The following is a 12,771-nucleotide window of genomic DNA, read 5'->3' as shown; positions in this document are numbered from 1 at the left end:
AATGATGACGGGGACTTCTAAGTACTGAGTGACGCAGAAAACAACCAGAGTAGCGTAACCTCTAATACCAGTTATTTGCTGCAAAAAAACTGCGGCATATAACTGCGGTTTTTAACCAGCGTTAACACCTTAGTGCAATTTGGTGGAGGTGGCGAGCGCCTCTATATTACTCCTAACCTATTGTAATATATAGCACTCTAAAAAACACCATTAACTCTAGTGGCACCTATGGACGTAATGTAGGCCACATCAGGTCATAGAATAAAGTCTCATTAAGTTGATACTAGTCCTGCTTCATCGATTATGCTAATACCTTGTATTAATTGATGTTTTAGTTTTTATGAATTATAAAGTGCTTTCAACTTACAAAGAGGAAGTGAAGAGTGAAAAAACTAAAATTGGCACTCGTTGCAATGGTTGCTTTACTAGCATTGGTCGGTACAAAAACTTTTGCTAATCAAGATACATACTCATACTTGATACTTGGTTTTGATGATTACATTTGGGGAGATCATGAAGACCATGTGATTATATTGGCAGACTTTCCAGTATTCCCAGATAATTTAGTATCAGACTGTATTGTCACAGATACAAATTTCAATCTTCAAATCGTAGAGTTTAACCAAGAAGTCGACGATATTATGATGAAAGGTGGCGCTTATCAAGCTGATGGTTTTAGTAATGAAAATATAGCAAATATTTTTGCTAAATCAACTGGTAAATGTAAATAGCTAAATTTTTGCGGTGTGATACTTGATCTTCAGATTTGGTATCACACCGCAAATATTATTGGATTTCCCTTGATGGAGTGTAGTGACCAGCTTGGTTACAATGGTGGCACCTTCGGTGTAAGAGTGAGTAGCCATATCAATAACCCCAACCCCAACCATAAACACATCACTGAAACTATGCGCTACATCCACTCAACAGATGCTTATACGGAAACCTCAATGGTAAAACTTGATTGAAGAGGTTATTGGTTTCAATAGTGCCTCTTGAAAGAAGCACTAAACCATACTGATTAACACATCATTATGAGCGTTTGGAATGGAAAGACTCTAGATCGGCAACTAGCTCAGATCTTATAATTGATGGTAATGATTTTTATTATCAAAAGACATGATGGAAATAGGTTAAGTTGTTTAAAAGGTATTTTCCTTGCTTAACTTCGTCATATCCACTAATATAATATTGTTATAGTAGATCCTAGCATAGAGAGTGTTTATGGAAAATCCTTTAATTGTCTTGTTCTTCATAGTTTTGGCTTGTCTTTGGTTATATTCTTTTGTGTCTATAATCGGAGCTAATATAAGAAGAATATATAAATTACTATTTCTTGCAGTAATATTTTTCTTCCCTATTGCAGGTTTTATTTATCCCTTCAAAAACTTATTACCTGGATTTCTTAGAAGCTATTTTTCTACACTTGGTAAGCTTTCCAAAGAGTCAGGTAAAGTTGCAAAAAAATCTGCAGAGTGGCTTGCTGAAAAGCCTAAAGATTAATAAGTTACTTTAAATGTGAGCTAGGGTGTTTAAGGCCCAAGTGCATTCTTAGCTCATGATAAAAGGTTTTAGTACTGTCTAACTTTTGTTTTAGATTTCTTTGTAATTGTCTCCTGAGTTCAGATTTCAACCAAAAAAACATTGAAAATTTTTTTCTTCAAGTGATTCTAAAGATCCGACATGTACTCTGCGTTATTTATATCTATTCAAGTTTATTTGTTTGTTGCTCTATTATGTTAAAATTCATATCTTAATTATCGAATGCTTTATAAAAGCCTAAATAAATTAACCATATAACATTAATTAATCCTAATTCTTTTAAAGTTGCTACACTCATCTAACCTATTGTTATGAATGACATTAAGTGCTTCCTGCTCTTGGTGCTTGCTTCACTAATCTCTTTCAATGCCCTTGGTGCGCCGTAGGCGTCACCTGGATATACTTATTAGGCTACGTTAACGTTTCTTATTTCATCATTTCTCTAACCAATGCATTCATCCACCAGTTTGCAGCAGTTTCAAACTGCCCAATGGATTTTTGAGCTGTGTATTTTGGAAGATCAAGCTTTTCCAATAGCATTGTTAGAGCTTGTTCCCTTGGCATTTTAAGATCGAAATTACTTTCTCCATCTTTATTCATAAACATAAAGGGAACTATATGTAGGGCTTCATCATCTATACTAAATTTTTTGTTGTATATGTGTTCAAAATTATACATAAACGATTCAGCATACATTAGAGATAGGGTATGAAGTAGCTGAAAACTCTCTCCCATACCATTTTTGAAATCATCTGAAATGTTTGAAAGCGAATAGAAATGCAACGTTAGAAATAACAAAAGGCAAAATTCAGCACTTTGTGCTTCAATATCTTCCTTAGAAACGGTCGTTGTTGAACTTTTAATCAGGGCGCTCTCGACATCTTGCCTTTGAGATAATAATATTCTCATTTGCTTATCTATTAGTTCATCAAGTAGTAAGCAGCCTTCATCGAACTTGCTTTTTAAATTTAATAAAGACCTATCATGTAAGTTTTCAAGTTTACTTTTATTGGCATTCTTAATGCTTGGTTCTGTTTTTGCTTTAGCTGGCTTCCTGTCTTTATCATCATTAATCCCAAGCGTCGTGGCGATCCTTGACGCAAGTGCTAAGACTGCAAAGTGCTCAACAACTGTTGCTTTAAAGAACTCTGAATTATTAATGAAGATTCTACTTTTTGTGCCAGGTGCAATGCTTTTTATTTGGTCAAACGAGAATGATTTTGGCTCTTGAAAAAGTTCTTTACTGTAAATTCCATCTTCAGTAAGTAATAACCCCTCTTTTGAACCGCCAAAAACAGTGTCATCTAAAAGAACAAGTACGCGATCTGGATTTACTGCAGAGGCATATGAGTTAATTGCTGCATTCAGCTTTTTAGCAGGAATGTTTGGTTTTATGTACATTTTCTCATAGTTCCAGCTCCATTCATTGTTGTCTAATATTGATGAAATATTACTACTCATTTTACTTCCTTCGTGTTGTACAATATTTGCTGTAATGGCCTAAAAAATAAGCGGTTATACGGCGGCGTAACCGTAGCTATAACCGCATGTTGAACGTCGCTCAGTACTTAATCTAGGGAATTTGCTTTTGATGATCGGTGGGGTTCCTTGGTAGTAACACCAAAAACTAGAACCAGCACTGTCGCTTAACTCGATCTCAATCCCTTAAATTTTGTCTACTTTTTGACTTTATCAATTCTGTATAGTCATATTTATCTTGTTTTGCAACACAACTCACTCAGTAACTTGTCCCTAAATAGTCAACACAACCTGCTGTTGTGGTATTTGAAGACTAATTTAGGAGAAAGATATGTGCTGTAAATATGATGGTGTTTATTTCAAAACAAGGCTTGAAGTGGTATGGGCAACTTTTTTTGATCTCGCTGGATGGGAGTGGGATGCTAACCCTCCAGCTGTTGGTGACTGGAAACCTGACTTTGAAGTGAGATTTTACTGTCCTCATTCGGCTTGTCCTGATTATCACAAGCTTTTGGTATCCGTTTTACCTATCGATACCTTAGAGAACGTTAGAGGTCATCCTGCGTTATCATACGAATATTCAGTTCCAAACAATGTTGCTGATGCAGGTGCTTTGTTTGGAAATCACCCATCAGTATCAAGATGGGCTATCGTTCATGGGATTAATGGAGGCTATGAGGGTCTCTTCACAAGAGTTGCTAACGTAGATGCTCTGTGGGCGCAGGCGGAAAGTATGGTACCTCACTTTTAGAGCGATAGATCAGATCTGGGGAAGGAAGTTCATACTTCGAATGATGATGTAGTGATTGCATGTGAATCAATGTACGTGCTGTCACTCCATTATTTTTATTGAGGTGGAATTTCGAAAAACGCCTTGTAATGAGAATGCCGAAGAATTGTTAGTTTGCCTTCTGTAATGCGTTTCTGAAAGCAGTTGATGCTTTGCTAAAGTCATCACAGTCATCACCCGAAATGACAAATATTTCACGGCCTGTTGAAGTATCTACCAGAAAAACTTCATATGAGACTTCAGAAAATTCATTCCAACATACAAGCTGGGCTCTTACTGTATTGATAACTAGCTTGTAGCGTGTCGGTTGTAAGTCGTACTCATCAACCATCCAGTCTTCTGAAAAAAGTACTTGTTTTAGAGGTCCTACTATCCCTTTGGTGCCAGGGGTGCCGATATCGTTTTTTCACTGGTATCTATAGACCCAAAATGAATTGTATTGCTTGATGCACATCCAAGTAATACTGTTACGAATACAAGAATTACAGTGTTTTTCAGTACTTTCATATGGTTACCTTGGCTTTATTGGTGCTCAAAAACAGTTTTTCGTATCTATTTCAATCAGTAGTTGATCATAAACCATTTTAAGTCTTTTCGGTGTTTGCTCCCTGCTTGCCGAATTAGCAAAGAAGAACGGAGATGCAGGAGGAAACACAACTAATGAAAAGACACCTTTGAACTTATCATGATTAGCTTGTTCTCCTTCAGTGCTATTGAGCCAGATTAATAGCCTACGTGCTTTACTTTCTTCTTCTAGCAGTTCTTGGCAATTCAAATGAGAAAGGTCAGTATCAAAATTAGGTGAGAGCTCCGTGTATTTAGGAGTTGTCGAACAGCCTATAATGAATGACGTAAATATAGCTAATAAGCCATTCCTTATATTGATGCTGGCAACCCCTTAGGCAAGTTCATAGTATTAGAGGGCTCTTGATCAGATAATGATTGTTTCGAGAGTAGTTCTCGCCTTATAGCTAGTGTCTCTCTATACTCCTGAGCTTCGACAACTTTTGTTAGTTCTACTTCTAGCCCCCTATCTTTCACAGCTTCCTGTATTGTTGACAAAGATACCTTAAAGTACTCTTTCCTGTTGTTAACTAGATTTAGGCGACGGTCATTAAATTGCTCATGTAAAGCTTTTTCCAAACTTGGTGCATCTTCTGTGTATATCATACCATGAACATCAAATAGGAACGGCACAGAAGCATCACCCAACTCTTTTACTCGATCCAAAGGTTCGAGCCTCCGCGTCATACCTATTTTGTAGATATCTTTTCCGAAAGAACCAACGTTGGAGATAATATAAACATGTCCAGATCTTGTCTCCTGTGCTCTAGAAATTGCACGTTGTGATTTTTCATGCGCCTCTGCTAACTTTGCTTCTAGTTCAGCAATTTGATGCATAAATGCCTCAGTATCCTCGCCATGAATAGTTTCCAACTCTTTACGAGCTTTATCCAAAGCCTCTGTGTAAAGTCTCTCTTCATCTTCTGCTAATTTTTTAGCTCTTTCTAGCTCTTTACGAACCTTTTCTTCTTCACGCATCTGTTCTCGGATAGCTTGCTGCTCTTCCTTGATTTGCTGTCTTTTTTCAGCCAACTCAAAATTTAAATGCAGCTCATTAATTTTAAGTTCGAGATAGTCTTTATCTATATAAATCTCCATGGATTGACCAGATTTGTTGATATCTTCCCAAGATTTTTTCATCCTGGATTCCATGGCCTTTATATTATCCCACTTTACTTTGGCTATGATTGCATCACATTCGCCATTGAATGCCCTTAACATTAGCTTAGACTGTTTTTTTACCATTTTCTTGCCTTCACTAGAGCTACCACCAACTTGCCATTCTTTATCGCAAGGTGCAGCTTTATCAGCTTTAATCATATCTTTTTGTTTGTTGCGAATGTCTTTAATTGCGTCTTTAAATGCTTCAGGTGTGTCATAATCAAAATAGGGTTCATATATGCCGAATGAGGCGGAATCGATGTTTCCATATAGATTATCGATCTCTGACTTAAGCTGTTGATAAATTTTCATCTGCTGACTATAGTCATTAGATAAACTTTCATGTTTTTCTTGAAAAATTGGAACCAGCTTATCGTACTTGACTTTTAAAATAGATAGCTCATTTTTACGCTTGTTCAACAAATGGTCTAAGTCAATGATGGGGCTGTACTTATCTCGAAAATCTATATTTTCTAACTTGGTAGCAGTTAATTCCTTTTCTATTTTCTTATTTCTTATGAAAAGGAAAATGCATATTGCAATTAATAAAATACTTAGTAGCACAAAGAACAATTCCAATGTCATTGTTAACTCCACAAATTATCTTAGATAGATGAAATCTCATATTAGAGTATCTGGTTATAATTTTTAAACATTATGTAACAAGATTTAAGTATAGAGGCATTTGATTTGTATGACCATTGACTGCAACCACCCTCAATCTCCCTATGTTTTGTGCTTACTAGCTCTTAACTCTAGTAGATCTAGAAAGATTAAATCATTACCTATACAAGCTACTAACTACTTCCAACAACACAATCTACGAGCTCTTTGAAGTCACTTTCTGTCAAAATTCTGATTTGAACGCCATTAGCTATTAGTTCTTCTGCCTTGATATGTTTTGAGCTTTTATCTTTGCCGCCAAGTCTAGATACGTCTTGATCGCCAACTACCAAATAATCAATTTTCTTAGTGACTGATGTAGCTACACAGCATCCAATATTCGCCGCCATTGCTGAAGCTTCTTTACGTGGGATTGAAAGCGCCCCTGTGAATACTACAGATTGGCCATATAGCTCACCTTCTGGGTTGGCCTCTAAGGTAGCGTTTCCACTCGATGCGGACAATCCTGAAATTGGCTGTCCAACCTGAGTCAACCATCCTTCAATAGTTATCCCAGACTTTTCGATAGCGGCATGGACTATTGCGCCACAAGCTTTGGCATCTTCAAGAGCGTCATGATGCTTAAACTCATAGCCGATAATTCTGCAGATGTTAGCAAGGCCGTAGCCTTTCCGTGCGCATTCTTCCCATGCACGCCTAGCTATACGTGAAGAATCAAGCCATATAACATCGATTGGATCGAGTGAGTGCTTTCGTATGGCTTTATCCAGAGAGATTCTATCGAAGTGTGTATGGCTAACACATATTTTGCCGGATAGAAGATACTTTATATCGTTGTATAGCTCTTCAAATGATAGTGCAGATGAAACGCTGGACTCTTTAATTCCATGTATGCTTACGTTTATTGGATCAAAGTAATTATTTGGGTTTACAAGGATTGATCTTTCTTGTGTGAGCAGGCCATCTTTGAAACAAGCTATTCCAATCTGACAAATTGACGCCATATCGGGGTTTGCTGTTTCAACATCAATAGTTACAAATTCCATACTCGTTCCTTAAGTCATAGCTTCATATTGCAGCAAATATGGGGTAAAGAAGATGGTCAATTAGACAGCTCAAATTTATCCCATGCACTTGGTCTGGCCAGCTAGTCAAGCTGAAATGTAGCGAAACCAAATGGATGTTTGAGGTCCTTACAATATCACTTCTCGTGGTTATTGTGGAGTCGACTGACATCTGAATAGTTTGAATCTTTCACCAAGCTTCTTGAGATCTATTAGTGTTTTCTGATGGATTAGCAGTTTCTTGCCGTCCAAGTTGCTGTAACTAGTTCCTTCCAGTGATGGATGAAGATGAATCGTCAATGAGTTTGGCTCTATGGCTAACAGATTTTTATCGAATAATCTATGTATGTCGACTCTTAACAAAAGACCGTTGCCGATATTGTTTGATTTGTTTCCGTCATAAGGTGAGATATGAGCAGCTTCAATAACAGAATCTAGCTTCTCACCAGTCACCATGCACATGCAACCATAATGTGATAAGAGCATGTTTCGGAATCTGGCTTGTCCGTCTCTTATTGCTAGAGTGATCTCTTGATATCTTTTGTCACCTTCATATTGATCAGCAGTTGCTGATTCTTTGCTGTCATAAGGGTCCTGATTGGTGGGGATGTGATTACCATTGTGAACAGATAATGGCTCAAACTCTTCAACGGACTCATGGGACAGCAGTTCTGTGTATGGTAGCTCTTTTGGATCAATGCCTTCTAAGAACCGCAACCTTGCTAAAATGATACAAGCATCTTCTCTGTAAAGTATCTTTCTATGTCTTTCAGACCATAAATCTTGAAGATCTTGAATTTGCCCATTAAGTACTAGATTCCTTATCTTCTCACTGGAAAGATATTTCTCATTTGTAGTTATATGAACTTCATCGTTTTCTTTCTTCGGATGATCTTCTTTTAGTTCAGTGTCTAAATGGTAACTACTTGAAAGTTCTTTAATGCTTACTACTCTTGATTTTTCTTTCAAGTACTCATTTATGTCAACCTTTAACACAGGTCCATGTGTATGAGTAGGTGGTAATATAACTCCGGTTGCTTTTGTCGGTTGTCGCTGTAGTGTATTCTTCTTGTTCTTCATTCTAGACACTAGCGTTACTCCCAAAACATTACTGGCGTCCTGCTATTTGAAACCATCAGAAGTTACAGGATCTTTGTCTTCATAGAATGCTGGGGCAAAGTCATTGATTCCTCTTGCTCTAAGTTTGGTCTCATCAAATGGGGAGCCTTCAACAAGCCTGTGAAGTTTAATGTTATACACCCATGCTTCAAGACCAATACCTTTAAAACGTTCTAACTCTCTTTCGTACTCAAAGAAGGTCAACTTATTCTCATCGGACAGGAAAGAATGACCGTCAATTGGAGATTCGGCAGTGAAGATCCACCAATAGTACTTAAACCACGTTGGATTAGGGTGGACTGGTCTTGAACCAGCAAAATAGATTTTCCCTGAATGTTTGGTCTTGTTGATTCTTTCAAATGATGGAGTTCTCAAACAATCACCTCTGTAGTGAGCTAAAGATTACTGGTATCTGATTAGACTAGTTCCTAAGCCTTTAAGCCCTGTCAATTGGGCTCTTTAGTGCCTTCAATCTAGATTCTTACAGGTAAAGCTAAACAGTCTTCAGAAGGCCTGTAGAAGCCTCTCAGCTGATTTGGTTATGCTGGCTAACGTGATCATACCAACAATACTTACCATTCCATGAGCTGACTAGAGCCTTCATTAGCATCATCAAACTCTTATGAATATAATGGCTACTCATATTGGCTTAGGGAAATCCCCTATATTCAGTAGATTAGTTTGACAGCTGGACTCAGGATTACAAGAGTCTCAAAATTACTTGCGCATGAGGTGCATAGACGATGGATGATAAAGGAAAGAGAAAAGGATTGAACCTTGATAGCTTTAGGTTGGAGCCTGATGAATTGAAGAACCCTGTCAGAAGGGAGTATGTATATGAGCGCATCCACCATAGGGGGAGGCCACTGTGGGTTGATATCATGATTGGTATTGTTGCTGCTGTTCTTATCATCTGGATGGTCTCCTTTGCTTTCATTACAGGAAGCGCATGGCTACTTGCTCAATCAGCAAACAAGGCTATTGAAGAGGCAAGGGTACGTGAAGTTCAATCACAACAGCTAAGACTGGAACAGCAAAGACAACAAGAACGATTGAGACAGCTGAATACCCCTCAATGTATATTCTGGACAGATCACTATCACAAGAATCGTGATCAGCGGTCTTTGGATAATATGCGGCTGTATTGTCCGCAATAAATCTAATGGGTATTGATCAGTGTTCGTGGTAGGGGTATCAAAGCAGTTATTACCTGTCTATCCATTGAAAGAATGAATGATTTCTGGTGGCTTGATGATTTAGTATGATCTGAGAGCTAGGAAATCAATAATAGAAGCGGTTTTTGAGTTTTGCTAGTAGGTTGTTATGGGTCGGATTTAAAGCGCCCCCTAGGCGCCTTTAGTCTTATTAAAATCGATCTGCCATTTTAATGTTTGCTTTGGTCTTCAATGACCTCTTTTTCGTTACATCTAAATCAAGCGCGAAGTTTCAATTGCCGTTGATAGTAATTGGCAGATGGTGAAGTGAAAGAGCATAGGTGAGTCCCTCCAAATCCACTGTTTACTCCGATAGAGGATCTAAAGAATAGATTCGATGGGGGAGTTCAATGTGGCCATGAGAGCTATCAAACTAATGCTGTAAGCTGTTTTAATGCTTTATCAGTATGATCTTTATGGGTGAAGTATAAAGCGTCTTCTAGCCCCCTATAGAGATCTTTAAAACGATTCATTCGAATCTTGCTATCTGTTAATGTGTATTGAAGCTATCCAGCAGTGAATCTGTTGGTAACTAATGACCCTTCTATTGGTCTTTGAATTCATTTTAACTTGTTACTAATCGAAGTGGAGTGGGGGCAATCTAGTGATTCAGGTGGCACTCCTTGTTTTGGTATTGAACAGAACATAAAACATGAAAGATAAAACAGCTAGAAGGCTGTAGTAAGCCACTATAACAAGTGATCGAACTACCTCTGACTGCAAGAAAGATACTACTAGCTTCATTATTACGGATGTGCATTTCAGTGCCACTAGAAGTACCTTTGATATGAATGAAACCACCACTCCTAACATGATATTGAGATGACCTAATAGAAATGGAAGTTGGCTTGAATAGGTGGGAGTTTGATAGGGTGTTTTGTTAGTGTCAGATCTTCTGTTCGACTTATTTTTATTGGCTTTAGTAGTCTTGTTAGCTTTAGAAGAAATTCTATCTTTCTTGGAGCTGTTATTGTGAGAACCTCTAACGGTCATCATTTTGCTGATAGAGCTATCAACGATATTAATGATCTCACCAATATCAACTGAGTCATGAGAGTTTAGAATAAGACTAGTAGTTTCAGAGGGACTTAAAACAAAATGATACTTTGTATAAGACATATTATTAGATCTCTAGATAAGTGATTATTCATATTAAACTTGATGATGGTGTATGTCAAATTTAAAAGGGAGATGAAGGATCTTTATAAGAGTTTTAGGAATTTAATAGTTTTCTATAAGATTCCTCTCTTTACAATAACATATCAATAGGGTGCACATATTACTTACTGGTGCACCTTGCACAGTAGGGTGCACCGAATATCTTACTGTATACCTGAAACTACTGTGATATTAGAAGATATGTTTCATGTTATGAGAATGGTTAACTTTTAAGGGTACGATTCAATTTTATAGGACAGTCTTAAAGTTGTATTACTTCTTATGGGATTCTATTGATTTTTTTGATGTTATGATTAATTTTAAAGAGTTTTTTAACCTGTTTCTTGTTGGAGGAGCTTTCTAGGTTTTTATTAGAATTGTTAACTTACTTGAGTCTTTTAATGAAGTATTCAAAACCATGTTAACCATCAGAGGAACTGACTTAGACTATCTATTATGGGTGAATTTTTAATGGAATGTTCTAGAAGTTCAATTAACTCTCATTAACTTCTAGGGGAACATTCTTAATGTTTGGAATGATGGATGAAATTTATTGGACTCTTCTATGACTTAAATGGAGTGTTATTAACTTATGGGGAACTTCTTAATGTTTTCAATGATGGGTTAATGTTAATGGAAGGTCTATTAAGTTTTGTTAAACTCTTTGAGGGATTTTTCTGAGAGATAATATTATCACAAGCCTCTCATACATCTCGTTCTAGGATTTGGTTTTCTTTTGGGGTACAGCCAAGTACTGGCATTGAGTTTCCAACCAGTACCTAGTTACTAGGGATAGTATTCAATGATTACCATAGACGCTACGTGAAATCATATTGTTGAATACTAATGTTACTCTTATTTATACAGTTAAATCAGTACTACTATTTATACAGTTTGATCATTTTCTTTTTGGTAGCTTTGGAGCATGATCAAAAAGAAAATGATCTGCGTCCTTGTTATATTGTTTCATAAGGTAGTTCAGTGTATCCTCAAGATACTGTTCATCATTGAAGTAACGATGGCTACCTTTGATACCTCCGCCCATACTTACCCACTTTTCCTTTATAAAAGAGCAAACTTCATTCAATCTGATGTTTTTGTATTCTTCACGAATAAACTGAGTGTTAGGGGTAACAATGAGAACGTGTATGTGAAGACCGTCATCTAATGTATTTCGCTCTACCACAGCAACCCATTTGATTCCGTTTTTTTCATTATCTCTTTCGTACCGTCTTCTTCCGTATAGCTTGCCTGTAACGAAGTGATTAACAGTTTGTAACATACGTTTTATCTTTGATAGATCTTTTGTTTCATATCTGTAGGTCAGTAGCATCTGACCCATGTAGTCATAGCTACGCAACATCTGCAGGTAACCACGTCTAGTTCTGGTTAAATGGTGTCTTTCATAGGCATTTCTGAGCTCACAGGAATAGATCTTTCTTTTAAAATCATTTTTGCATTTAACTCTCATTACTAGCACTCCATCAGTGGTGTTGTGCTAGTATTTATTAAGTTGTTTTTTTACATTCCGTCAGGTGGTTTTAAATTAACTTTAAAGTGTTGTTTCTAAATGGCTATTAGAACGAGCAAGGCTACACAAAAGAATGCAACTCTTGCAGATGATCACGCTCTTGAGCTGTTTGATCAGCTTATGAGTGATCACAAGTTCAAGGTGTATCTTCATGGACTTATGAAGATCAAATCCTCTTTAAGAAAGAGTGGTGCTATCAAAGCTACTGCTCTTGTAAAGTTTTTGAATGCTGCTGGATACAAGTCTAGGCGAGGGGAAGACTTCAGCGATACAGCCTTCAAACGACTGAGGGAGCGTCTGGTTAAACTTAAAGGTATTGATCTTTGTGATCCGGATCAGTTGTTCAAATAAAGTTCATCAGCCAGATGTTATAATCGTTATTTGTGTTGATAGGTGAATGTTGTTAACGCTGGTTAAAAACCGCAGTTATATGCCGCAGTTTTTTTGCAGCAAATAACTGGTATTAGAGGTTACGCTACTCTGGTTGTTTTCTGCGTCACTCAGTACTTAGAAGTCCCCGTCATC

The 12,771-nt window shown here is 37.2% G+C and carries 11 protein-coding genes; 5 read left to right on the top strand and 6 right to left on the bottom strand.

Features of this window, described 5'->3' with window-relative positions; all coding sequences use genetic code 11:
- The first annotated feature begins 383 nt into the window (after positions 1-383).
- Both F7R24_RS14405 and F7R24_RS14400 read left to right on the top strand, forming a co-directional pair.
- Positions 384-731, top strand: coding sequence for a hypothetical protein (locus tag F7R24_RS14405; protein WP_151671964.1), 348 nt, complete (start codon positions 384-386; stop codon positions 729-731).
- A gap of 493 nt (positions 732-1,224) precedes the next feature.
- A complete protein-coding gene (locus F7R24_RS14400) occupies positions 1,225-1,503 on the top strand; it encodes a PLDc N-terminal domain-containing protein (RefSeq protein WP_151671963.1) in 279 nt (92 codons plus the stop codon).
- Between the two features lie 465 nt (positions 1,504-1,968).
- Here the strand turns inward: F7R24_RS14400 and F7R24_RS14395 are convergent, their stop codons facing one another.
- Complete coding sequence (locus F7R24_RS14395; protein WP_151671962.1) at positions 1,969-3,003, bottom strand: hypothetical protein; 1,035 nt, start codon at positions 3,001-3,003, stop codon at positions 1,969-1,971.
- A gap of 349 nt (positions 3,004-3,352) precedes the next feature.
- Here F7R24_RS14395 and F7R24_RS14390 point away from each other — a divergent pair, with 349 nt between their 5' ends.
- A complete protein-coding gene (locus F7R24_RS14390; RefSeq protein WP_151671961.1) occupies positions 3,353-3,772 on the top strand; it encodes a hypothetical protein in 420 nt (139 codons plus the stop codon).
- 915 nt (positions 3,773-4,687) lie between these two features.
- Here the strand turns inward: F7R24_RS14390 and F7R24_RS14710 are convergent.
- From F7R24_RS14710 to F7R24_RS14370, 4 genes are all read right to left on the bottom strand, one after another.
- Positions 4,688-6,121, bottom strand: coding sequence for an SNIPE associated domain-containing protein (locus F7R24_RS14710; protein WP_151671960.1), 1,434 nt, complete (start codon positions 6,119-6,121; stop codon positions 4,688-4,690).
- A gap of 212 nt (positions 6,122-6,333) precedes the next feature.
- Positions 6,334-7,206: an exonuclease domain-containing protein gene (locus F7R24_RS14380; RefSeq protein WP_151671959.1), complete on the bottom strand. Its 873-nt coding sequence runs from the start codon at positions 7,204-7,206 to the stop codon at positions 6,334-6,336.
- A 168-nt stretch (positions 7,207-7,374) separates the two neighbouring features.
- Complete coding sequence (locus F7R24_RS14375; protein WP_240776130.1) at positions 7,375-8,304, bottom strand: HNH endonuclease; 930 nt, start codon at positions 8,302-8,304, stop codon at positions 7,375-7,377.
- A gap of 42 nt (positions 8,305-8,346) precedes the next feature.
- Positions 8,347-8,718, bottom strand: a complete 372-nt coding sequence (locus tag F7R24_RS14370; protein ID WP_151671957.1) for a hypothetical protein — start codon at positions 8,716-8,718, stop codon at positions 8,347-8,349.
- Positions 8,719-9,086: 368 nt separating this feature from the next.
- Here F7R24_RS14370 and F7R24_RS14365 point away from each other — a divergent pair, with 368 nt between their 5' ends.
- Positions 9,087-9,500: a hypothetical protein gene (locus F7R24_RS14365; protein WP_151671956.1), complete on the top strand. Its 414-nt coding sequence runs from the start codon at positions 9,087-9,089 to the stop codon at positions 9,498-9,500.
- 2,113 nt (positions 9,501-11,613) lie between these two features.
- On the opposite strand, the gene F7R24_RS14360 is transcribed toward F7R24_RS14365, so the two are convergent.
- On the bottom strand, positions 11,614-12,078 hold the full coding sequence (locus F7R24_RS14360) for a hypothetical protein (RefSeq protein ID WP_151671955.1): 465 nt from the start codon (positions 12,076-12,078) through the stop codon (positions 11,614-11,616).
- Positions 12,079-12,285: 207 nt separating this feature from the next.
- On the opposite strand from F7R24_RS14360, the gene F7R24_RS14355 reads away from it, so the two are divergent.
- Entirely contained in the window at positions 12,286-12,597 is a 312-nt protein-coding gene (locus tag F7R24_RS14355; protein WP_151671954.1) for a hypothetical protein, read from the top strand.
- Positions 12,598-12,771 lie beyond the last annotated feature (174 nt).

This window comes from Nitrincola schmidtii (genome assembly GCF_008973715.1).
In the GTDB taxonomy this organism is placed as follows: domain Bacteria; phylum Pseudomonadota; class Gammaproteobacteria; order Pseudomonadales; family Balneatricaceae; genus Nitrincola; species Nitrincola schmidtii.
Note: the sequence above shows the minus strand (reverse complement) of the source record. Positions and strands in the feature narration are given on the sequence as shown.